The organism is Mycoplasma sp. 13536 (assembly GCF_055523495.1).
Genome location: NZ_JBVFVC010000001.1, coordinates 484,844 through 511,240, shown reverse-complemented (window position 1 = coordinate 511,240; position 26,397 = coordinate 484,844). Strand labels below are relative to the sequence as shown.

Sequence of the window (26,397 nt, the reverse complement as noted above, 5' to 3'; positions counted from 1 at the left end):
ATTCAACTCCTTGTATGAATATTATATCATTATCAACTTTTTCTGTGTATCCAGTTATCGTGTACATTAAAAGCATACACTTTTTTGTTACTAATAATTATATACACTTTTGGTGTATATGTCAATCATTTTGGACCAAAAAGAAAAAGCCTACCCAGGATGTTACTCCCAAGTAGGGTAGTTCTTATTTACTATTCTTTAAGATATTAATTGTTGCCTCCAGCTGCGTATTAAGTCAATTCTCAAGGTCACGATAGTTCTTGGTTATGTATTCTTGATACCGTCAATCATTTGAACAAGTGCCTCTACTTTACCTTTGTAAAGGCGATTTTTTGGCTTTCTAGGTCAAATGTGCCGCTCTTCTTATGAATGTCCACATAAGTTTGAAAGATGCTTCTATCAGCATTCATGACAATTTTGCTGGATACGGTAAGCTGAATTTTACCATTCCATCTTTACAGAGTTAAATTTATTAATCAGTTCTTTATTTTATTTATAGATAAAAGCCAACAAATATTGTTGGCATTTCCCTATATTATTCGTTAAAATGTTTCTTAAATTTGCCATTATACCATTCTAATAATACTCTTTGAAAATTTAATAAATATTCTAATTCAGATTCTGATTCTCTATATTCAACACTAACTCTTTTAACTGAAACTGTTTTATCTTTTGGTAAACTAAAAACGGCTCAAGTTGTATATGGAATTACATCAGTTGTTACCCATCTACGTAATACGTCATCAATTATATTTAATTCTATAGAATTATCTGATTCAAATGGTACCATATGATAATATTCAAAAGCTGTATGCGGATCATCATCATCAATATAAATATCATTGGTTTTTAAAAATTCATATACATCTTGATTTTTAAGAAATATTTTTTGAAATTCTTCTTTGATTTCTGTTTCACTTATTATTAAATCATCACGATTATTTAATTCTTGGAACCTTTTAATAATTATTTGGTCAAATTCTTCTTTAGTTTGAATTTTAGTTCAATTGGCAACTTTTTTGCTTGCATCAACTGGTTGGAAAAAATTCATATTTAACATATAGTAAGGGCCACCAAGAATTTTATCTCCATTAAATGAAGTTGTCGGGGTATTAAAAACGTTTATTGTGACAAGATCTTTAAATTTAGGTTCAAGTTTATCATAAATCTTTTGAATTTCTTCTTGTGCTTTTCATTTAGGTTCCTGACTCTTTCTAAATGCAGCGAAAAAAGGATCATTTATTGGTTCAGGATCCCAAGGGTTAGTTGGTTTTTGTGGAGTTTCTCCGCTATTACAAGATACAGTGGCAAATGTTGCAATAGGCAAAATTGATAATGAAATACTTAAAAATAGTTTCTTTCTTGTGGTCATGGTACATCCTTTATAATAGTTATTATATCGAATTAAAAATGCTTATATTTTAATTATATAATAATTTTAGGATAAATATTACTTACAATTCAATAATAAATTTGCAATACTTAAAGGAAATAAAGTAAAAAATAAAACTACTTATTAAAGTGAAAATAAGTAGTTTTATATAATTACTCGATAGCTTGCTCTTTATAAAAATTTACATACTCAGTGTTATATCATTTAAACAATTTAGGGAAAAACTCTAAAATGCCGGTCAATGCATCTTCTGATTTCATAAAATCAAGAATTTTGAAGGTAACATTTTTGCTTTTAGGTAATGTGAAAACATTTCAAGTTGAAGTTTGTAGTTGAAGTAAATTTTCAAATTGAGCTTGCTGCTCATTAGCACCTGTGCCGGGGAAGAGATTTATCACAATTGAATCACCAGAATCAAATGGTACTACAATATTAGATAAAAATCCATTTGTCAAATTAAGTCCTGTGCCCATATCAGCAACATAAATATCATTATTTTGTAAAAATGCATAAACATCTTGATTATTTAAATAATTTTTCTCAAATTCTTGCTTTATTTCTGCATCACTTGTTACAACACCATCTTTATTGTTTAATTCTTTAAATCTATTGATAACTAATTGGTCAAATTCATCTTTAGTTGTAATTCTGATTCAAGCAATTGAATTATGTAATTTATTCTTTTGTGGTACATTATCAAAAAATCCTTTGTTAAGCCTAGTTCCTGCTGGTGCTAATTTATTTAAATTTTGCTTAGCTGTAGGAGGAACAAAGTCTCTAGACTTAACTAAATCTTGCATCTTATCAGCAATATTCTTAGAAACTTTTACGGATCTTGGTATATTATTCTCGTTAGTTGCTGCAAAATTTTGTTTTTCTTGCTCTGTTAATTCTATATTTGAAATTACTTCTATTACTGGTGTTTTAGAAGTTCCCGGTTCTGAGGAATTGGTGCATGAAAATGTAATAATTGGGGTTAATATTGAAAATGTTAGAGAGGTAAATAATAATTTTTTCTTCATATTGAATCTCCTTTATAATTTAATAGTGTTATTATATCATAAATATATTTTTATTTAAATATACTATTTATATAAAGTATAAATGTTTTTTGGAAAAGTCACTTGCGAGATATTAACAAAATAATTGCGTTTTAATTTTAACATAAATTTTACATAAAAAATGTATGCGAAAACAGAAAACACGGCAGTGTTTTCTCGTCGGTTTTGCTTACTTTTGCCAAAAGTAAGGCCCCTTTGATTGCAATCAAAGGCGGGGGATTAAAAAAGTTTTTAGGTTATCTTATATTGCCTTACAACTTGCCGATAGTTATTTATTTTATCCATCATATAATCAATTTCTTGCTGAGAGTATTTATCTAGACTTTTTCCTTTGGGAATGTAATACCTAATTAAGCGGTGCATATTTTCTATTGAACCTTTTTGTCATGAACTATATGGTTGGCATTTAAATAGTCTTTCAGTTGGAATAACCTGGTGCAATAAGACATTTTCACTACCATTATCAACTGTTAAAGTTTTAATGTCTAAGTTATGTTTCTTGATTAGCTTTAGAAGAGTTTGTTTTATAGCTTTGGAGTTGCGTTTTGAGAGCATAGCATAAGACATTCTGGTTTGCCGTTCAATTATGGTTACAATACAATATGTATCATTGATTGTACCAATAACGGTGTCTAATTCAAAATGGCCGTGTTCAGAGCGATCATTAATATAAGCTGGACGTTTCGAAATTTCTGTAGCATATTTTAATGTTTTAGGTTTGGTTTGTTTCTTCTTCCTTATGCCATATTTTCCTTCAGATTTTTTAACAATGTGGTCAAATTCAAGGAAATAAGGGTATTTTTTGATTATTTTATAAATTGTACTAGGTGAAGGAGCGAATTCATCAGGTGATAATTTTTTAAAAGAATTCACAAGATAGGTAACTGATTTCTTAACTTCTTTTTGCTGCAAATTCTTTTTATTTCTATTTTTATTGTATGTATTAAGCTCACTATACCAATATTTTCTGTAGGCCTTTCATTTCTCTTTAATTGTATCACTTACAAAAAAGAGTCGCGAAAACGAATACCCTGATAAATGTTCATATAGTTTGGTAAAATTAAGGGTTTTAACCCGCATTACTCTTTTTGAACACTTCGGACAAACATAGCGATTTTGTTTATCTAAACTAAGTGGTCTGCGATTTGTAATAATTTGGATTTTGCTTTTTATACTTCGAATGTCTCTATCAAAAATCTTGGCTACTTCTTGGATTGAGAAGCCTTCAGAAAGTTCTTGTAAAATATTATAAAGTTGTTCTAGATCGATTTGATCTGATCGTAATTTTCGTTGTGTCCCAAGAGCTCCTTGCATTTTCAAAATAGTGTTGTAATTCTCTTCGATTTTAAAGTGTTGATATTTATTTTCTTTTCGATATTTGTCAAAAACACAAATATATTTTTCTAAATTTTTCATATAATTTTAAAGTCTCCTTTCATTTTTTTAAAATTTATTAATACAACTATTTTATTACAAGGTAGACAAAAACAATGTCACATGCAAAAAACTTGCATGTGACATTTCCAATTAATATATAAAGTATAAATTAGAAAAATATTCGTTTAGAAAACGAATATTTTAATTTAATTATTCTTCAACAACTGTTGCTGTATCTTCATCAGCTTCTGATTGGTTAGCTTGATTAGTAGCATTTTGTTGTGCAGCATAGTTTGCAAAGTTACGCATCATGTTTTCAACTTCATCAAGTTTAGTTTTAAGAGCTGGGATGTCTTTTTTATCTAATAAATCTTGTAATTCTTTGATAAGTTTTTCAGATTCTTCTTTAGATTTAGCATCAAGTTTATCACCTTGTTCTTCGTTTGCTTTTTTTATTTGAGCAATTAAAGATTCAGCACGTACAACTGTTTCTGCTTCTTCTTTACGTTTTTCATCTGCTTCTTTATTAGCTTCAGCTTCTTTAATCATTCTTTGGATTTCTTCCTCAGAAAGTTTTGATGAATTAGATATGGTTATTGTTGCATCTTTATTAGTTTTTAAATCTTTTGCAGTTACGGTTGTAATACCGTTAACGTCAATTGAAAAGCTAACCTCAATTTGAGGAACTCCTCTAGGGGCTGGCTCAATGCCACCAAGGTTAAATTGCCCAAGTAATTTATTATCTGAAGCCATTGGACGTTCCCCTTGTACAACTCTAATGGTAACTTCTGATTGATTATCAGCAGCTGTTGAAAATACTTGAGATTTAGTTGCTGGAATTGTGGTATTTCTTGCAATTAAAGGTGTTGAAACTCCACCCATTGTTTCAATTCCTAAAGTTAAAGGTGTAACATCTAATAATAAAATATCATCAATATCTCCAGCTAAAACAGCTCCTTGAATAGCAGCACCAATTGACACAACCTCATCAGGATTAATTGAACGGTTTGGTTCTTTACCTAAAGTTCTTTTAACCATATCTTGCACAGCTGGCATTCTAGTTGATCCACCAACTAATAATACTTCATGTAAATCTCTTGCAGTAACTCCTGCTTCTTTTAAAGCATCTTCAATTGGTTTACGAGTTCTATCTAATAAGTGGGCTGTCATTGTTTCAAATTCACTACGTTTTAATTCTAATTCAACATTAACCGGTCCATTTTCTGTTACAGCTAAAAATGGTAAATTAATAGTAGCAACAGCTTGACTTGAAAGATCAATTTTAGCTTTTTCAGCAGCTTCCTTCAATCTAGCTTTAGCCATTTTGTCATTAGTTGCATCAAAGTTATATTCTGATTTAATTTTTGCAACTAATCATTTAACAATTTCGTTATCTCAATCATCTCCACCAAGGTGGTTATCTCCACTAGTTGAAAGAACTTCAAAAGTTCCGTCTTCTAATTCTAAAACCGAAACGTCAAATGTTCCTCCACCAAGGTCATAAACTAATACTTTCATTGATTTATCAGTTTTTTCTAAACCAAATGCAAGTGCCGCAGCAGTTGGTTCGTTAATAATTCTTAAAACATCTAAACCAGCAATTTTACCGGCAATTTTTGTTGCTTCACGTTCAGCATTATCAAAATATGCTGGAACTGTAATAACTGCTTTAGTTACTTTTTGTCCTAATTTTGATTCTGCGTATTCTTTCATATATGAAAGGATCATTGCTGAAATTTCTTCCGGTTTATAATCTTTGTTATTTGCACGTACTGTTTTATCAGTACCCATTAATCTTTTAATTGATGTAATTGTGTTTGGGTTTGTTTCTACTTGACGTTTTGCAACATCTCCAACAATTACTTCTGAATTTTTAAAACTTACTACTGAAGGGGTTGTGCGTTTTCCATTTGGATTTTCTAATACAATTGGGTTTTTCCCTTCTGTAATTGATACAACTGAGTTAGTTGTACCTAAATCTATTCCTAATACAATTTCTTTTGCCATTAACTCTCCTAATAATATTTATATTTATTTGTTTTTCTAAAATAGTTGTCTAATCCAACTAAGAATATTATAGCACATAAATTAGCAAATGAAGTAATTAATTGCTAATTTTTTTAGAAAGTACTACAGAGGCAGGAACAATAACTCTGCCATTTAAATATAGTCCATAACGAACTACTCTTAAAATTTTATTTTCTAAACCATTTGATTCCTTAAAATCAACTGCTTCTTGGCTTTTAGGATCAAATTCCTCATTTAAAGCTGGAATAATTAATTCTATTCCATGATTATTTAATAATTCTTCAAATTGCTTTGATACAATATTGAAACCATAAATATAGTTTTTAACTTCTGTTGATTGTGAAACTTCCCCAGCTCTTATAGCTGCCATAAAATTACTAAATGGAATTGCAAAGTCTTGTGCAAAACTTTGAATTGCATATTTTTTTACTTCAAGCTTTTCTTGATCTAATTTATTTTTGTATTCTAAAGTAGCTTGATCAATTTTTTCTTGTGCTTTTTGACTAAATTCTTGTGCCTTATTTTTATATGTTTGATTTAAATTAAATAATTCAACATCTTTAAGCATTAATTTTTTTTCTAGTTCTTCAATTTTTGCTTTTAATTCAAGAATTTGAGCATTTTGCCCTTCGCTCACTTTTATTTGTTCAACTAATATTAATGCTTTTTTGCCAGCAAAATTACTAATTTCATAATTTCTTGGAAAAGTTAGTTTAATTTCTAAAGCGTCTTTAACTTTGCGACCTTTTAAATAATCATCAAAGTTTGGTAAAAATTCATTTTTACCAATAGTAATTTGCTTTTCAATTGAATATTCTTTAATTTCATTTCCATCAATTAATAATTTAAATCTCGCTGTTAATAAATCATTATGTTTAATTTTTAAATTCACTATTATTTACCTCTTTATTTTTATTTGATTCTTTGAAAAATGAATCAAGTACATTTATTGCAGTTTTCATGACATCAAAATCAGTGTTAGTAGCACCAACGGCTGATATTTCAGTTATTTTAGAATTATTTTCAATACGTTTCGACATAAATGTACCAGATGGCCCAACTGAAATTTTAATATTTTGATCAACCTCACTAGCATCTTGAATTTTTTCCCATACTGAACTATGCTCAATTAAATCGATCATTTTAGTTAAATCCTGGCGCTGAATTTGTTTACTTAAAATAATATTATTTTTTCCGTAAATGCGTTTTTGTGTTTCTTGTTGTTTTAAATACGTATTAAAAACTTGGTTTACAATTGAATCAATAATTGATTGATAATTATTTACTGATTCAGATAACAAATCTTTAAGCAAAGCAACTTTGCCTGGTAATTCTTGCAACTTAGAATCAATTAAGCGTTCTTTAAAAATCCGAACCGCAATTTTTAGATCACTAACTAAAACTTGTCTGTCAAATGTAATTATTTTAGAAAATACTTCACCTGTTGAAATAACTAATACAACTGTTGCTTTGTTTAAAGCAATTGGGACTATATCAATGCTTTTAAGCAATGAATCTTTAATAATTTCGTTAGTTACTAAAGTAATTCCAGCCATATCAGTTATGATACTTGCGGCTTCCTCTACAGTTTGATCAATACTAATATGTTTTTGCATTAAAATCTTATCAACTTTATCTTTCATCTTTTGATCTCAAGATCGTGATAAATATTTAGCATAATAATCCAATCCTTCAACAGTTGGGGTACGCCCGCTAGAATTATGTGATTTTTTAAGATATCCATCTTTTTCTAATTCATTCATAATATAGCGTACTTTAGCACTAGAACAATTTAATTTCTCACCGTATTTTTCAATTAAATATCCACTACTAATTGGATTTCCTTCTTCAATATATAGTAAAACAGTATACTGTAAAATCGGTTCTTTTTTCTTACTAATTTTTTGATGCATAGACGTATTATACCATAAGAAATAAAAAAATTAGCAACATAATTATTTTATTGCTAATTTGTTTTTTGGAAAAGTCACTTGCGAGATATTAACAAAATAATTATCTTTTAATTTTAACATAATTTTTAAATAAAAAAATGTATGCGAAAACAGAAAACACGAAAGTGTTTTCTCGTCGGTTTTGCTTACTTTTGCCAAAAGTAAGGCCCCTTTGATTGCAATCAAAGGCGGGGGATTAAAAAAATTTTAGGTTATCTTATATTTCCGGACAATTTGCCGATAGTTATTTATTTTATCCATCATATAATCAATTTCTTGCTGAGAGTATTTATCTAGACTTTTTCCTTTGGGAATGTAATACCTAATTAAGCGGTGCATATTTTCTATTGAACCTTTTTGTCATGAACTATATGGTTGGCATTTAAATAGTCTTTCAGTTGGAATAACCTGGTGCAATAAGACATTTTCACTACCATTATCAACTGTTAAAGTTTTAATGTCTAAGTTATGTTTCTTGATTAGTTTGAGAAGAGTTTGTTTTGTAGCTTTGGAGTTGCGTTTTGAGAGCATAGCATAAGACATTCTGGTTTGCCGTTCAATTATGGTCACAATACAATATGTATCATTGATTTTACCAATAACGGTGTCTAATTCAAAATGACCATGTTCCAAGCGATCATTAATATAAGCTGGACGTTTTGAAATTTCTGTAGCATATTTTAATGTTTTAGGTTTGGTTTGTTTTTTCTTCCTTATGCCATATTTGCCTTCAGATTTTTTAACAATGTGGTCAAATTCAAGGAAATAAGGGTATTTTTTGATTATTTTATAAATTGTACTAGGTGAAGGAGCAAATTCATCAGGGGATAATTTTTTAAAAGAATTCACAAGATAGGTAACTGATTTCTTAACTTCTTTTTGCTGCAAATTCTTTTTATTTCTATTTTTATTGTATGTATTAAGCTCACTATACCAATATTTTCTGTAGGCCTTTCATTTCTCTTTAATTGTATCACTTACAAAAAAGAGTCGTGAAAACGAAAAGCCTGATAAATGTTCGTATAGCTTTGCAAAATTAAGAGTTTTAACACGCATTACTCTTTTTGAACACTTAGCACAAACATAGCGATTGTGTTTATCTAAACTAAGTGGTTTGCGATTTGTAATAATTTGGATTTTACTTTTTATACTTCGAATGTCTCTGTTAGAAATCTTAGCTACTTCTTGGATTGAGAAGCCTTCAGAAAGTTCTTGTAAAATATTAAAAAGTTGTTCTAGATCGATTTGATCTGATCGTAATTTTCGATGCGACTCAAGAGCTCCTTGCATTTTCAAGATAGTATTATGATTCTCTTCGATTTTAAAATGTTGATATTTATTTTCTTTTCGATATTTGTCAAAAACACAAATATATTTTTCTAAATTTTTCATATAATTTTAAAGTCTCCTTTCATTTTTTTAAAATTTATTAATACAACTATTTTATTACAAGGCAGACAAAAACAATGTCACATGCAAAAAACTTGCATGTGACATTTCCATTTAATATTTATTGCTAATTTTTAATTATTAATAGTGTCCATTCTTTCACTCATTGATTTCACGGGGTGTGCCTAAAACATAATGATCATCATTTATCTTAATTCATTCAGGCTGGTTATCTTCATTATAATCATGCATATTTATATCATATACATAACCAATTAAACTACCTTTTTTAGCTTTAATTGATGGAACTGCATCTAATAAACTTTTGGTATAAGGATGAAGTGAATTATTCATAATTTCTTCAGTTTTACCAACTTCTAATAAGCGACCTTTATTCATAACTGCAATTCGATCAGAAATATATTCCACCATACGTAAATCATGGGCTATAAATAGGATTGTTAAGTTATATTTTTCTTTCAGTTCGTTAAAAATATTAACAACTTGCGCTTGGATTGAAACATCTAACGCGGAAATTGGCTCATCTGCGACAAGAAGTTGCGGCCTTAAGACAACGGCACGCGAAATACCAATCCGTTGCTGTTGACCTCCTGAAAATTCAAGTGGATATCTACGTAAAACTGATTCATCAAGCCCAACAGAAATTAGGATATCACGAACTAAAAGTCTCCGAGCTTCTTTTTCAGTAAGGTTACTCATTTGATCTCGTTCAAGTTTATATTTTTCTAAAACTGATAAAGCTGCTGGAAGTCTTTTAACTTGTAATTTATGTAAAAATTTATTATATAAAGCTTCATAGGCAGCAAATTCATCTTGGTAAATATTTTGATTTAATTCATCTAAATATTTACCAAAGAAATCTTTATTTTGGTCATTATTCTCAATTTTCTCATAAACTTCTTTCAAAGTATTTTGATCAAAATTATAGAATAAAATTTCACGTGAGTTTTTAGTATTTAATAAACCTTCTGAAACAATGGTTTCAACATTTGCATGCGGATTTAAAGAGTTTGCAGGATCTTGGAAGATCATTTGAACTTTATTAGTTAAAAAGTTTTCAATTGCTTTATATTCTTTTAGTGCTTTTCCAATTTTTAAGCCTCTGGTAAGTTTTTTAGGTAAAACCTTATCAAAAAGTTTAATTTCACCAAAACTGTATGGAACTAACCCAACTAAAGTTTTTCCAATTGTACTTTTCCCAGAGCCTGATTCTCCAACTAAACCTAGCACTTCACCATGGTAAATATTTAAATTTAAATCTGAAACTGCTTTAAATGATTTATGCCCTTCCCCATAAGTAATGTCAACATTGCGCAATGTTGCAAGAATCTTCTCGTTATGTTTAGGAGTAAGCATATCTTCAACACCAGGTGTTTGGTAACGAACTGTAGTTACTTTTTGGAATAAAAATTTATTGTGAGTATATTCAACTTTAGTTCTTTCTGGTTTCATTTTTATTGAGATACTCCTTTCATATATCTTGAATTAAATAAGGTGCATAATATTTTTGTGTTTTATCATCTAATAAAGCAGATTTAACACGGTGTGTGTCTGAAATTCAGTAAAAATCTGGTTCGTTACTTAAATCCTTACCTATTGCATAGTCATTTCTAACGGCAAAGGCATCTCCAACAATTTTATTTAAGTTAGACGGAACACTTCCTCGGATTGTTGCTAGGCGGTTACCTTTATTAACATCAGGCATACTTGAAATTAATCCTCATGTATAAGGGTGTTGAGGGTAATTTAAAATTTCAGTTGCAGTTCCTTCTTCAATGATCTGCCCTGCATACATAATAGAAATATAATCAGCTATAGAAGCAACAACTCCTAAATCGTGAGTAATGAATACAATAGCTAATTTTAGCTTTTCTTGTAATTCTCTAATAACTTCTAACACTAGGGCTTGTACTGTTGGATCAAGGGCTGTAGTTGGTTCATCCATAACTAAAATTTTTGGCTCAAGTGCAACAATAGCAGCAATTACAACCCTTTGGATCATTCCACCACTCATTTCATGAGGGTAAAGTTTCATAACTGCTTCAGGGTCATTAATTTTAGTTAATCTTAAAAATTCTAGAGCTCTTTCATAAGCTTCTTTTTTAGTTTTAACAACCTTATTAAGTAACATCCCCTCCATAATTTGAGCTCCAACTTTCATTGTTGGATTTAATGTTGACATTGGGTTTTGAAAAACCGCAGAAACAACTCTGCCACGGTAGTTTGATTTCTCCCAATCATTAAAACTAAAGTTTTCAACATGGTTATTATAAAGTTTAATTTCACCTGAATCAATCACAGCATTGTCTCCAGTTAATCCATATAATAATGATGTAATAACTGATTTACCTGATCCTGACTCTCCGATAATTGCATGAACTTTCCCTTCATATACTTTAAGAGAAGTACCTCTTAAAACTTTATTTTTTTGTCCAGGGACAGCAGGGTTAGTAAATGATAAATACAAGTCGTTAATCTCAGCAGCAATTTTTAATTTAGTTCCATTTGAAAAAGTTTTATATTGAACATTTTTTGAAAATTGTTCAAAATCAAATTGACTCGTTTTATTTTTATCAAATAATTTAGAAAAAACTTTAAAGTATGTTTCTTTATGGGTATGTTGCCTATCACATTGGCAAGCATAAAATCTTCCAAAATATTTTTCAATTTTACAGATTTTGTTGTTTTTAGTATTATGTACAAAAGTTTGTTGCTTTTCTACCTGTAAAACTTCTGGTTTGTGATAAAAACCTTTAGGACCAAAATATTCATCAGTTTCAGCTTCACTATCATTTTGGCAAACAAAAACTGTATCTTGAGGATTTTTGTCTACGACTGATTTTTCATTGATAAATTTAGTATCTTCTATAATTTCTTTTTGAACTAGTTTATCAATAATTTGATTAGGTGGAGAAGTTATATATTTTTGAACAACTGGTTCAAGTCTAATTATTTCTGGCTGTTTTGCTTCGTATTTATATTGTTCGTGTTTAAAAACTACAATTTGTCTAGTTACGGGAGCTTTGGCTGTAGCGACCTCTACTCCCTGGTTAAAAACCTCGGCCTCAGTTTCTCTGAAGCTTAGTGATGGAACAAATTCTACAGCTGGTCCACATTCTTCCAGGCAATCATGAACCTTAGGTTCTTCAAATACCGGAACTGGTTCTGGTTCTGGTTCTGGTTCTGGTTCTGGTTCTACAATTGGTTGTTCCTCTTCAATGGTTTCTTCATTAATTGGACCAGTGTACAAGTAGTCTGTTTCTTCTTCTGGTTGTTTCACAACCAAAGGAAGATGAACTGGTTCTTCAGTTTCTTCGTTAATAGGGCCAGTATAAGTTTCTTCTTCAAGAACCACAGGTTCTTCAATAATTTCTGGTTTCAGGTCCTCCAATGCTTGGACTACTTCTGGTTCTGGTTCTGGTTCTGGTTCTGGTTCTGGTTCTGGTTCTGGTTCTGGTTCTGGTTCTGGTTCTGGTTCTGGTTCTGGTTCTAACACAGGCTCCATTACAGGTTCTGGTTCAATAATTAGTTGCTCTTCTACTTCTTGTTCTACTTCAAGAATTGGTTCTTCAACAATAATTTCTAAAATATCATTATTAAATTCAGTACTTTTTTTGGCTTTTTTAGGTTTTTGGAAACGATATTTTTTTGAGTATTTTTTCATGATTCTCCTTTTATCTTTGTCTTCTAAGTGCATCTTGCACACTAGATCCAATAAGTTGGACACTAGTTGTGATTAAAATTAATATAGTCGAAGGCACAAATACATATCTTAAATATGCAGGGAATTGTTTTTGGCCTTCAGAAATTAAATTCCCTAATGTTGAAGCATCATCAATTGCAAGACCAATAAAGGCTAATGATGTTTCTGATAGTACAACTCCAGGAATTGTGAATACCAATTGGGTTATTAAAATTGGTAAAATTACCGGAATATAATTAAGTAAAATTTTTGTCATTGGAGTCCCCAACACACGTGAGGCAGATACTCATTCAAAGTGTTTTGCACGTTTAACTTGGGCTCTAATTTGGTTGGCCATACCCGTTCATGAAGTTAATGATAAAGCTAAGGCAATGACCCAAAACGTAGGACTAACAACAATAGTAATTAAAATTAAGATTAAAATCGTTGGGACAACTGAAATAATTTTAATAATAAAAGTAAAAAACTTATCAATTTTTTCAAATTGGCCCATCATTATACCTATTGTTAAGCCAATAATAACTTCAATTGTCGTTACGACAATGGCTAAAAGCAGCGAATACCTTAGCCCATGTCAAAGTCTTGCTCATAAGTCTCTTCCTAAATGATCAGTTCCAAAAATATGATGAATACCATTTGAATCTGTGGTATTAAAAGTTAAATAACGATTGTTAACATCAGTTGCTAATGGTGCTTGGGTAGTAAATGGAATTATAAATGATAATAAAATTAGACTTACTAATAAAATAAAGCCAAAAACACCAGTAAAGCTTTTTGAATATCTGTAAACAAATTCCTTGAATGGTTTTGCCTCAGCATTCATGTGTTGGTTAGTTGAATAATCAATTGTTTTGCCAATGATTTTCCAAGCTTGGTATTGAAATGGTGAAATTAATGGGTTCGGAGTAGTCGCTAAATTATTTAAATTTGTTTCTCCTAAATCATTACGATTTTTCAGTTTGGTTAAATAATTATTAAATTTTTCGCTAATGCTTTTTTTGCTATTAGGCACCTGACCCCCTTCTTCTGACCCTTGGGTCGATTACTTCATATAAAATATCCCTTGTAGCATAAGATAAAATTGTTAATAATGTAAACATCATAATTAAGAATAAAATGATGTTGTAATCTTTAGTTTGAATAGCTTGCAGCAATGTTGCCCCTGATCCAGGAATAAAGAAGATTTGTTCAATAAAAATACTTCCAATAAATGAACCAAAAATTACTGCTGGGAAAAATGTCGCAATTGGGAATAATGCTGGTTTTAAGGCGTGTTTTCATACAAAACGATTTTTTGAAAGACCTTTTAAATATGCAAATTTTGCATGCACAGAGTTTAGTTCGCGATTTAATTCAGTTCTTATATATTTAATATAAACAATAATGCTTCCAAGCGATAAGGCAAAAGCTGGTAAGATATAAGTAACTAAGTTATTTTCATTAAAAATATATGGCAGACCTACTAAACGGCCAATAAAGACCAAGACTAAAGCAAAGATAATTGACGGAACACTTGAAAAAATACTTACAAGTACAGTTGAAATATTATCAACTCATCCACCCGGATTTTTACCAACTCAAATTCCTACTGAAATACCTATTGTCACAGTTAAAATAACTGAACAAATTCCAACTAAAAATGATTTGTAAAATCTGATTCAAATAAAATCTTGAATTTCCCGACCTGGAAATAATGAAATAGAAATACCAAATTCCCCTTTGAATAATCCACCAAGATAATTTAAATACCTCTGGAATATTGGCAAATTAAGTCCGTATTTAGTTTCGATTGCTCTTCTAGCACCTTCGTCAAGTCCGGCTGTTAAAGAGTTAGATCCAGGAACTGCATTAATTAAGAAAAATGTTATAGTAATAACAATTATTCCAATAATAAAGAATTCTAAAATTATTTTAGTTAATCTAATTAATGATTTTGCAAAAGTAGAATTAAATGAAAATAATTTTTCAAATAATGAATAATCATTAGTTCGTTTTCCTGCAAAATAAATTGGATTAAGATCGTGTACAACTTTATTAAACATTATTAATTATTTCTCCCTCTTGGTAATCCTGATCTTGGTGGTCTTGTATAGTCATATGCATATTGTAATGAAAATTTATATAATGATGAAACTCCCGCAACTCTTGTAATTTCCCAGTTTGTATCAACTTCCATTAATGTCACGATAAAGGAAGCATCGCGCACAATTTTTTCAAGTTCTCCAATAAAGACAAATACATATTCTTGGGTTCAACCCTGAGCTATTTCTTCATTTGTGAAGTTGGCTGAGAAAAAGGCGCTTAAACGATCGCTATAATCTACCAATGATTCACCATCTTTGCTAAATGAAAGTTCAATAAATTTCTTTCAAAAATCAAATGTTACTTCTTGGTTATTAATAGACTGTTGAATATTCAATCTTTCTTTAGTTGTTTTTGTTAATTTAACAATATCATCGACTGACATTGTATTAATCAAAAAGTTTTTGTATGCTTTTTTAAGGCGAGCATATTTCATATTATCATTATTTAATAATAGGTATTCTAAAATATAAGAAACAAATTCGGTTTTAAAATTCATCCCTAGATCACTAGCTAATTTTGCAGCATTCTGGTTAACAAAATTATTAATTTGACCGTTTTTTGAAGCACCTTCTGGTTGATTTTTTAAATTATTAAAGTCTTGCCCAAAAGCAGCATTAGCAGCATTTTCAACTTTTGTTACTTCAGCTTGCAATAAACTTTGGAAAGTTGTTAAATTGCTCTTTAGGTTATTTGCTTCTAATATTAAATCAATAATATAGTCAGTATAACCAAATGAACCTACAGGATTAGTTTTAAAACCAATTGATTTTTGTGATAAGGTATTAATTCCGTCATCTTTAAAGAAGGCAGAAACATAATCTTCAGCTCCATTACCACCTAGTTTATCGTAATTTTGATAGATAATATCATATTTTCCTTCTTCGATATATGAAGCAAATGTGTTTTCTGGTAAACTTTTAATATCTAACTTAATAAATCCATTAAAAGCAATTTGCAAGGCTTCTTTTAAGAAAAGTCCTGCGTTTTTTTGTTCATCAGATGAATTGTTTAAATATCTTAAAGATAATTTAGATAAATTAGGATATTTAGCTTTAAATCTGTTCATGTAAAAGCGTGCGGTATCTAAGTTATAGGCAAAATCTTTACGATCTGTTTTTTCAAATAAGAAGCTTTTAGCTAAGTGCACAACAAAATCGTAGTTTTGCAATGGATATTCAACATTATCTTTAGTTTTAGAACTTAAATCACTAAAGTAAGTTTCAATATTTTTACCATTCTCAGTACGGTATTGACCATATGATGTAAAGGTGTTTACTGGGAATGAAAAATCCCAACCAACAAACTTAATGATATTTTCGCGGTTAATTGAATAATAAATTGCATTTCTTAAATCGGTATCTTGTAAATAACTTGCACCGTTTGTTTCAGAATCTAAGTTAAATCCATAAGCAATTGTTCCATAACCTGTATTTTTATTTAAAAAGTTTTTATATTGAGCATCAGATCAATAACTACTAATTTTTGTAGCGGGAATATAGGTTTGTGAAATATATCCATCTTCGAAAAATGTTGTATTTATGTTACGATCAGATGAAAAATAAATTTTAATTTTGTTTGATATTGTATTTTTAGCATCAAAGTATTCATTATTTTTCGTCAAGATAATTTGCCCTTGTGGACCTAAAACAACATCTTTACTATCCATTAAAAATGGTCCACTTGTTAAAAATGTCTTAGGATCTGATCCATATTTATCAATCCCACCAGCGACAGTTTCCACATAGCGGCGGTTAATTGGGTATAACTCTTTCATGATTTGGAAGGCCAAAAAGGTTAAAGTTGGTGTTTTATTTTGATCAAAAATCATAGTAAATGAATTTTCTGAGTTTGCTAATTGGTTATATACGTTAGCTAATTTTCCATCCAGTAATTTAAATTCCTGATATGGGTTCATGTATGGATTTTTAACAAGTTTGATTGTTTTTACTACACCATTTTTAGCAATATTGAAATTCTGAACTTGAGCATCTAGTTTGAACTCTGGATTAAGAACCATGTTTTCACTAATTGTTTGATTGCTATAATCTAAGAACAATTGCCCCGTATAAAATCCAAATTCTAAAGCTGCTTTTTTTATTTTTTCAACTTCTTCAGTATCAACAAAGTTACCTGAAGCATCTTGAATTTGTGGTTCCCATACTTTTTGATCTGGGTCCTGAATATATTCGTTAAATTCATTTAAAACATACCTACGACGTCCAAATGGATTTAAATAGTTTTTATTATGTTTAGCTAAATAATCTTTTTGAGCATTAACAAATTTTTCTGCTCCTCGAATTCCAAATTTAAGAATTTCATCTAATTTTTGAGATCCAGTATTTAAATCAAGGATGTATTCAAAATAATCACGAATGTGCTGTGCATCAATATAATCTCCGTTACTCCAACGATTAAGTTTATCATTTACAAAGCCCGTAACTGCCATAAAGTTACCTGAGTTTTTTGGATTTCTAAAACCATAATATGTTCCTGTTTTGGTAATATCTGATGTTGATGAAGCTTTGCCTAAACCACCAATAACATTAAAATTATTTAATTGGTAATAAGATGAAGAAACTAACCCATAGCCATTTTCATTAGGACCTTTTAATGAATCTTTTAGTTTTCAAAAATCATCAAAGGATGATGAAAGTTCACCTTTATCATTTACTGATCCAGAAGTATCAGTTAAGACTAGTGCATAATCATTTGTTTTAATCAATCTTTTTAAGTTTTCATCTGGCCCGTCTTTAATGAATGAGTCTACTAAAGAAGGTAAAATTTTGTCAACAGATTTATATTTAACATAATTTAAGTTATTGATTGGTTCTGTTGCTAAACCCAAATCATAATCAATTGCTGAGTTTCGTCGTTGTTCATATCTTGGATCTTGGTTAGTAGTACAAGATGCAAGAGCTACAAAAGGAGCAATTGATGTATTTAAAAGTAAAAAAGTTTTTAATTTAAATTTTTTCACACTACCTCCTATCCTGTAATATTAAATTGGTAATCAATTGATATGATTGCTTTTCCTGTTTTTTGATTATTATTAATTTCATTTGTAATTTTAATAGGTGCTTGAGAAGAAGTTTTACCATTTTCAGCAATAGTTTCTAAATCACCTAAATTAAAGTTGGCAACAAAGTGTTGATTTTCATCAACAAATTCTAATAAATATGAATGTTTAGGTAATAATAATGCATCACGATATTTACCCATGATTCCGTAGTCAGAAACTCACGAAGTATATCCTAAATCTTCAATATGTACTTTTGAATTTGCATCACCTTGTTTTTGTAAGTAAAAAATATTGTTTGTCTTATTGATATTTACTGATAAATATTTAACTTCTTTAGTTTCTAAATCGGTAAATTTAATAAATTTAATTTTTTGAGCAAGGTCATTTTTAATATAACCATACATTGCAACAGCATCTAAACCTTTGTGACGGAAAATTCCAGCAACATTGCGAGACCCTACACCATAGTTAAGTAATTGCGAAACAAAGAATGCTTTTGGTCGTGATGTAATTTTGTTTCCATCAAAATCTTTAAGGCGAATTGATTCATCAAATATTTCGGTGCCATTATCATCATATAATTCCATGCCAATTTGCACTTTTTGGAAACGGTCTTTAAAGTAACCGTTATTTTTAGATAATAATTTCCCAAAGTATGAAGAGGATCTACTTTCGCTCCGAGACATAGCGCTAGATTCATTATTTGCAAATTCATCATATATTTTGGTTTTTTCTGCTAATATTTTTGCAGTAAACACAGCAGTAATACCACCAAATGTGCCTTGTACAGCTGCATATTCTAATTCATAATTTCTTTTATCTTCTTCACTAGCAAAAGGAACTCTTTGACCATTTACAATTCTACCGTTATTTTCTAGCGCATCCTTATACTCAGCTATTTTTTCTAAATAAGGTTTACTTTGTTTTTGATATTCATAATATACATTTTTTACATTCTTTAAGTATAAATCATATTTAGCTGCATTAACTGCTTTGTATACTGAAGCATTAAGATCACTTTGAACATTTCTTCTATCTAACCAAAAGTCAAGGCCAGTAGCATCAACTACGTAATCAAGGCCTGTTTTAGCCTCATTAACCCCTGTAACATATTTAGGTAAGCCACCAAAATCATCTCAATTTGGAATATAAGTAGTTTGCACATAATCTCTGGTTAAAGTTTCTGAAATATTGTAAACATAATCGGTAAATTTATCACTAAGCAGCGGTTCAACTCTAGTTAAATTGTAATTTAATACATCACTAGATGGAGTTCCATCGCTAAAAGCAGAATAAAGTAAATCAAGGTCAACTGGGGATTCGCTACCATGAGCATCAAACCACATTGTGTTCCCAACTAATCTTCACAAATCTTGTGTATTTAATTTATCAATAATCTGGTTAATTTTGCTCTCACTTTCATCAGAAAATATCCTGTGGATATATTCAGAAAAAGCATTTTGAATATCATTAACGTCAAATACATTTGTCGTTCCTTCTTTATTTGGAGTGACATTTTTATCTAACACAAAACCTTTTACAAAATTAGGTTCGTCAAAGATAACACCATATTTTTTACTAAATAAAGCAGTATTATTAACTAATTCTTTTGCAGGGTTGAAATCCTTAACAAAGATAAAGTGCCCTGATTTAATAAATCGCTCCATAATTTCATTAGCAAGTAATTGGTCATCGTTTAAGATGCCTTGGATTTCAGCTTCATTTGTTGCTGCTTCTTTAAATTTATCAAAATCTATTTTAGTTTTAACGTAATTTATATCTCAATTATATGATTCAGTAACAGCATCAACTAATCTAGCTTTTGAATAATCAACTGAAACATATTCAAATAAATCCCGTAGCGAACTAAAGCTTGGTGATTTGTTAGTTTGTCCATCATCAGTTATTTCTGAATATTTGCCTTCAGGGTATGCTTCATAAAGTGTTTTTTGATCTTTGCCAGTTAATCTTGAGCGAATGTTATTTAAAACAATTCTTTTAAAACTACTATTAATTTTTTCGGCATTTTGGTTAAAGTTGTCCAATAATTCAGGATCTTGTAACTGATTTTGATCATTTATGAATAAAAAGATATATCTTGCCCTTGCATCCCTAATTCCAGTAAAGGTTCTTGCAAATAATGAATGAAAGGCTCTTTGAATTCGTGAAGTAGCATTAATACCTTGATTTCGTAAAGCTGCAAGCGCATTAGTATGTTGGAAGTATGAAGCAACATGAGCATCATTGTATTGTGTCCGCGGCATTGTATAGGCTGTATTAATCTTAAATTCATTGTTATCTTTATTTACAAAGGCATAAACATTATTTGTTTGTGAAATAAAGTAATAGTAGTATCCACTATTGTCGCTAATTTTATCAGGTTCAGAAGCAAGCAAAAACTCTTTAAGTTGCTCTATTAAAGAAAGATTATTTTCAACTGCCGTATATTCAAAAGCCCTTCTTGGATTCGATTCAGAAAACATATTGTTGTTTAGGGGATTGAGCTCGGCATTATCATTACGATATAATAAATTATTTGATAAAAATGGGCTTAAGGGTTGGCCATAAAATGAGCCAATACTTAACTGCGGCTTCCCACCAATAATAGTATTAGTTGTATTTCAGCCACTGTCTGAAACTAAACGAGTAATTAAAGCATTAAATGTATCACGAATAATTTTTACTTTATCATCAACATATTTTAATTCTTGAGAACTTAAAATAGTATTTAATGGTACGTTAATTACAGGGTTACCTTGATTATCATACATGTTAACTGAACTAACCATTCTTCCATTTTCTGTTACTTCAAAAGTAACAGGATCTAAAGTATATTGGTTTGGATTTTCAGGATTAATTCTTAATGCTTTTTCAGTTAAACTTGTAGACATTCCGTCTTTTAAACCTGAGAGTAAAGTACCAATGACAACTTCTTCAAATTTATAATTATCTTTAGTTCCTGAGAATGACTTTAAAATTCCACTTATATATGGATTTAAAGTCCCAGATTCTTCATCAAATGAGTTGGCAATAAATAAATCACCTAATTTAACATCGCGCAATTTTGCCGCTTCTTGTAATCCGGCAAATGATTGTAAAAATCTACGTTTAGGATTTGCGATAATTTTTGAAATATCTTGACGATTGTTATCATCTGATCCTCAAATATCTGATGTTGTTTCAATGTATTTTGTTCCATCATTTTTAATGAAGTTAAACTTTAAAAATGTTCCCTTGTCTGATTCTTTACCTAGTGAATTAACTCTAGTGACTTCTAAATTAGTGCGAGCATCTAAATAATTCTTTAAAGCATCAATTGAATAATATGAAGATTCACTAATACCTCCACGAGTTGATAATCCGCCAACTACTACAGCCTTACCATTATCATTTAATGACTGGCTTTGATCTAAAGTAAAGTGATGTCCATATTCATGAGCTCCAACATATTTTAGGAAATCAGTAGATAAACCATCAAAGTCATCTAAACTAGCTGCTAAAAGTAATGGAACTCCAATACGGTCTGAATCAATAATTCCATAAAAATCACCTTCAGCTACTGAATATTCATAAACATAATTTGAATTTAAAGTTTTAACAATATGCGGACCAGTTCTTTTAACTCTGAGGTGTGGGTATTTTCTTAAAACACGCTCAATTAAACCATCATAAATTTCCACGTATACTTGGTATTTACGAGTTTCTAAACCTGGCAATGGTTTTCCATCATTATCTAACATTGAAATATCTTCAGGTCCATATTGCAAGGCAACCGGATTAATAGCTCCACCATACCCTAGGCTACGCTTAAATTCATCAAATGCATTAAGCATATCGCTTGTCAAGTTTTTAGCATCAAATTCGATACTAATATTTTTGTCAAATTGCGCTTTAAATACACCATCACTAACTGATAAAGATTGAAGTTCAATCTCAAAAATATAATTAGCTAATGATTCACTGAGGTTTTTAATTTTTATAGCAGATTTATTTTTATCTAAAGCCTCGGTTTTAGTTTGATAAATTTTTTGCACATTACCATCTTTGAAAATTCAGAACTTACGTTTAGATTTATCTTTATTAAATTCATATGCCTTATATCCATAAAAATCTAAGAAACTTTCAATATTAGTATCTAAAGTTTCTTTAAATGAAGTGTATGTTGAATATCAATAAGGAGTTAAAGTTGTTGGTTTTTCTTGTTCTAATGTTTGTACATATTCATCGCCATTTATTAAAAGAGTGAAACCTAAAGAATTTTCAGTTAAATTAACATTAACAATCTTTGATTTTTCAAATTTACGACTGGCATTAGCATTTGAAGAATTTTTAAAAATTTCTAAAAATTCATTAATTACATTTTGATCAGAAAAATTGTCTTGAAGAAATTCTTTTAAACTTGCTTCAGTGCTATTAACTGGGATAATTAATGTTTCTTCATTTAATAATGTAGTTGGTTTTTTTCCATCTTCGCCTGCTGGTCCAGGTTTTCCTTGGTTTGGAGCTAGCAACACCAAAAACTCTTTATTTAATAAGTTATCTGGATTAAGAAGCGAAAGGAATTGCTGTGAAGCATTATTTTTTAATGCAGTAGCATACGGAATAGTCTTTAAGAAATTATCAAGAATAGCTTTTGAACTTTTATCTCTAAATAATGAATAACTTAAAGCATCACGAGCATTACCATTTCCTGTTATTGAAGAATAAATTGGCATTGATCCAAAAAATGCATCAGGGAAAAATTTAATTTCACTACTTTCTTTATGTAATGAAGAGTGCGAACCAAGCGTAATAGCATTACCATTTTGTTCCACTCCAGGGACAATCCTAAAACTATTCAGCGTTAATAAATCTGGACCTCATGAAATATTATTAAAGAATCATAGAGTAAAGTCAATGAATTGTTTTGGCTTCACTGCAGTAACATATTCATTGTAAAAACTAAATGATCCATACTTAACTTGCAACACAAAACTTTCAGAAAAAATTGCGAAATATCTTTGGAAAAATTCATCAAAATCATATGAATTTTCCGTATCAAAAACAAATGTGAATTTATCATATGTTTCATTAATAGTCGCAACAGTTCTAGATTTAGAAGGATCTAAAATAGCAATTTCTGGTTTAAGTTTATTATCTGCATCTCGAATTTGAGAGAAATCATTTCTTAGTTGTTCTCTAGTAAATCCTGAATATGTTCCATTTAGTTCATCTGAATTTTTTGCATATAAAAACATTCCACCAACCGTTGAAGCGGAAACAAGAGTAATTAATGCAACAGATAAAAGAGCTTTTGTTTTTAAACTTAATTTCTTTTTCATTTTTACCTCATTTTCTATATTTTTTTAATAAATATTAAAATTTTTAAATTTTTTTATATTTTACCATAAAACTGAAAATATCGCATTAATTTTTGTTTTAGTTCGTGCCTTAAAATTAGTTATTAAACTATTAGGAGGAAAAATGACACTAAAATTAAAAAACAAATTAAAATATTTAATAGTTATAGGTGCTTTAGGAACAATTGCTGGTTCAATACCCTTAACATTAATGCTGGTTAATAAGCAAAGCCAAGGCCCAAAAGATGCAAAAACTGTTAATATTACAATTGATACAAAATTATTACAAAGTGAATTAATTGCATTAGAAAGTCAATTAAAATTTGAAACAAATAATTACAGTGCTGAAATAGAATCATATAAGCAAAATATTAGTGAAAATGACACTAAGATTAACCAAAACAAAGAAATTTTAGCTACGATTAACACTAAGCGCGATTTATTAATAAAACATGATCAATTAATTGAATCAATCAATAACAATATGAATTATCTAATTGAAATAATTAATAATGATTTATACAGGCAAAATTTAGTTAAATATCTTTATGACACTCAAAACACAAATGAATCAAATGAAAAACTATATGAACTTGTTAAAAATGCAGCAAATAATTGAAATGCATTTTTAACAAGCATTAAAGAAAAAAACAACTCATTAAATGAGTTAATTGCCAATAATAAAGATAAATTTATAAATTCAGATCATAACCTTGCAATTCAACAAGAAAATATGAATTTATTAACTGGTATGAATGAAGCTATCGAAGCAATTAAAAATGATAAATACACTATTGTAGCTACAAAAGATTTTTTAGATTTTTATGATAAATTTTTGATAACTATCAAAAATTATCAATTTATTGAAGAATTTAATCCTGAATTATTGACACTAGAATCTAATATAGCTGAAAAATCAGTTGATAATGCAACTATAGAAAACAAACTTATAAATCAAACAATATCTTTATATCAAATTCTTATTAATTACAACAATGTAATAAATAGTTTTTTAAGTGAAAATATTGAGAAAGTTAATAACGCAATTGTTAATAATCTTGAAAAAACACAAATTAACAAGATATATACTGAAGCATTGCAAAACCTTAAAACTTATCAAAATCAAATTGTTTCAGATTACAAAAAGATAATTAATGCATTAAAATTAACCTTTTCAAATGATCAGGATTTAATTTCAAATATAGATAAATATGAAATAGAGCATGAACAATTAATTAATAAATTAGATAAAATCTTAAAAGATGCACAAATTGAAAAACAACTCAGAATTTCGTCTCAAAATATTCAAGAAATTACTAAGTTCATGAGCACTTCTTTTTCTGATTTATTAAAAGAATTGCCACAAAAAATATCTGGAGAATTTCAAAACTTGGAAAATATTCATTCTAATCTTAAGGAAGATTATCTTAATTTACAAAAAAAATTGGTACATATACAAAATTTAGAAAATGAGCATAAAATTTTAAAAACTAAATTGACGAATTTAGAATTAGAATTTAAAAACTTTAATGATGAAAGTGATGTCAATAAAGTTATTTCTGATGCAAATTTGAAAAACTTAAATGAAAAAATTCAAAACCGTAAAACCCAATTACAAGACTTAGAAAACCAAATATTACAAAATAAAGAAGATGTGAATTCTCTTAAAACAAATATACAAGCATCTACTAGTGAAATTAACACCACAATAAATGAAAATAATAAATTAGTTGTGAGTCACACTTATTTTCAAAATGTTTTAAATAGCAAATTATCACAAATAGATAATTTAACAAATGAAATAAAAATACTAGCTTTAAAAAATGAGTTTAACCAAAATAAAAATATAGAACTTCAAAACCTGCTTCAAAAACGCGATGAGGATATAAAAGATTTGAAAAAACAGACCCAAGATTTAAAGGACAATATTTTACTTAAACTAAATGATATTGATGTATTAAACAAAGAAATCGCAAGGCTAAATGTTGAATTAAATAATACACAAGATGATAATCTTGCATTACAAAGATCAATAAACGAAAAAAATAACCAAGTTTTAAATCTGGAAAACGAAGTTTTATTATTACAAAATCAAATTAATGAAATAAACATAGTTTTAGCTCAAAGAGATGAGTTAATCAAGCAATTAGAAAAAGAAAATAGTAATTTACAAAATGAATTAAATGCCCAAAGGAATAATAATTCTGAATTATCAAATCAGAACAATACATTAGTAAATGAAAATAATTCTTTAACTGCTCAAATAGCAAATAAAAATAACATAATCACACAATTAAATACCCAAAAAGCGGAATTAGACAGCAATTTAGCATCTCAAAGAGAAAAAAATGCACAATTACAAACTCAAAATAATCATTTAAATAAGGAATTAAATACTCAAATGGCTACTAATGCACAATTATCAACTCATAATGATGACTTAACAAGCGAAAATAATGCATTAAAAGCCCAAATATCCGATAAGAATACCTTAATTAGCCAATTAAGAAATGAAAACCAAGATTTAACTAAGCGTATTCTTCACCAAAACCAAGTTATAAATAATTTAAACCAACAAAACCAAAATAATAACAACCGTATTGATGAATTAACACAAGAATTAGACAGGGAAATATCTAAAAATAATGAATTAATAGCTGAAAATCTAAATAAAATTAGTGCACTTAATCAAGCAAATAACATGATTAAAAACCTTCAAAGTCAAATTGAAATTTTAAAAAATAACATTAAGAATTTAGATTATGAAAATTCCACATTAAAGGGCAAAATTAGTAACACTCTTACTAAATTAAATAAAATATTAGAACAACTTAATTCTTATACACCAACAAAAACACACCAGGCAAATACCACCAGTACTTATACATATACTAGGTATGAATATCGTATTAATTATGAATATTCTTATAATAACTTAGAAACATTACGAACCACAATTATTGCGGCAATTAACGAAATTATTAATCTTTTAAAATAAGAGAGAAAAAAACCCTAATGAGGGTTTTTTGT

General features: G+C 29.0%; 14 protein-coding genes. 1 reads left to right on the top strand and 13 read right to left on the bottom strand.

From position 1 onward, the window contains the following. Positions 1-535: 535 nt before the first annotated feature. The 13 genes from AC0B4N_RS02030 to AC0B4N_RS01970 all read right to left on the bottom strand — a co-directional run bounded on the left by AC0B4N_RS02030 (position 536) and on the right by AC0B4N_RS01970 (position 23,349). Positions 536-1,372 (bottom strand): hypothetical protein, encoded by an 837-nt coding sequence (locus AC0B4N_RS02030; RefSeq protein ID WP_465101382.1) that lies wholly within the window; start codon positions 1,370-1,372, stop codon positions 536-538. Positions 1,373-1,545: 173 nt separating this feature from the next. Then, positions 1,546-2,415 (bottom strand): hypothetical protein, encoded by an 870-nt coding sequence (locus AC0B4N_RS02025; RefSeq protein ID WP_465102217.1) that lies wholly within the window; start codon positions 2,413-2,415, stop codon positions 1,546-1,548. Between the two features lie 270 nt (positions 2,416-2,685). Beyond that, entirely contained in the window at positions 2,686-3,870 is a 1,185-nt protein-coding gene (locus tag AC0B4N_RS02020) for an IS30 family transposase (RefSeq protein WP_465101889.1), read from the bottom strand. 171 nt (positions 3,871-4,041) lie between these two features. Beyond that, positions 4,042-5,838: a molecular chaperone DnaK gene (dnaK, locus tag AC0B4N_RS02015; RefSeq protein ID WP_465102216.1), complete on the bottom strand. Its 1,797-nt coding sequence runs from the start codon at positions 5,836-5,838 to the stop codon at positions 4,042-4,044. A gap of 97 nt (positions 5,839-5,935) precedes the next feature. Beyond that, on the bottom strand, positions 5,936-6,751 hold the full coding sequence (grpE, locus tag AC0B4N_RS02010; protein ID WP_465102215.1) for a nucleotide exchange factor GrpE: 816 nt from the start codon (positions 6,749-6,751) through the stop codon (positions 5,936-5,938). Next, a complete protein-coding gene (locus AC0B4N_RS02005; RefSeq protein WP_465102214.1) occupies positions 6,735-7,772 on the bottom strand; it encodes a heat-inducible transcriptional repressor HrcA in 1,038 nt (345 codons plus the stop codon). The genes grpE and AC0B4N_RS02005 overlap by 17 nt, the downstream gene beginning before the upstream one ends. Positions 7,773-8,018: 246 nt before the next feature. Beyond that, a complete protein-coding gene (locus tag AC0B4N_RS02000) occupies positions 8,019-9,203 on the bottom strand; it encodes an IS30 family transposase (RefSeq protein WP_465102213.1) in 1,185 nt (394 codons plus the stop codon). A 138-nt stretch (positions 9,204-9,341) separates the two neighbouring features. After that, complete coding sequence (locus AC0B4N_RS01995) at positions 9,342-10,673, bottom strand: ABC transporter ATP-binding protein (RefSeq protein ID WP_465101377.1); 1,332 nt, start codon at positions 10,671-10,673, stop codon at positions 9,342-9,344. Further along, positions 10,654-12,885, bottom strand: a complete 2,232-nt coding sequence (locus AC0B4N_RS01990; RefSeq protein ID WP_465102212.1) for an ABC transporter ATP-binding protein — start codon at positions 12,883-12,885, stop codon at positions 10,654-10,656. The genes AC0B4N_RS01995 and AC0B4N_RS01990 overlap by 20 nt, the downstream gene beginning before the upstream one ends. Before the next feature lie 10 nt (positions 12,886-12,895). Continuing rightward, positions 12,896-13,936 (bottom strand): ABC transporter permease, encoded by a 1,041-nt coding sequence (locus AC0B4N_RS01985; RefSeq protein ID WP_465102211.1) that lies wholly within the window; start codon positions 13,934-13,936, stop codon positions 12,896-12,898. Beyond that, positions 13,929-14,966: an ABC transporter permease gene (locus tag AC0B4N_RS01980; RefSeq protein ID WP_465102210.1), complete on the bottom strand. Its 1,038-nt coding sequence runs from the start codon at positions 14,964-14,966 to the stop codon at positions 13,929-13,931. The genes AC0B4N_RS01985 and AC0B4N_RS01980 overlap by 8 nt, the downstream gene beginning before the upstream one ends. 2 nt (positions 14,967-14,968) lie before the next feature. Then, positions 14,969-17,986: an ABC transporter substrate-binding protein gene (locus tag AC0B4N_RS01975; protein WP_465102209.1), complete on the bottom strand. Its 3,018-nt coding sequence runs from the start codon at positions 17,984-17,986 to the stop codon at positions 14,969-14,971. Between the two features lie 8 nt (positions 17,987-17,994). Next, positions 17,995-23,349 carry a PDxFFG protein gene (locus tag AC0B4N_RS01970; protein ID WP_465102208.1) on the bottom strand — a complete coding sequence of 1,785 codons (5,355 nt, stop codon included), beginning with the start codon at positions 23,347-23,349 and terminating at the stop codon, positions 17,995-17,997. A 142-nt stretch (positions 23,350-23,491) separates the two neighbouring features. Here AC0B4N_RS01970 and AC0B4N_RS01965 point away from each other — a divergent pair, with 142 nt between their 5' ends. Beyond that, entirely contained in the window at positions 23,492-26,365 is a 2,874-nt protein-coding gene (locus AC0B4N_RS01965) for a hypothetical protein (RefSeq protein ID WP_465102207.1), read from the top strand. Positions 26,366-26,397: the final 32 nt, after the last annotated feature.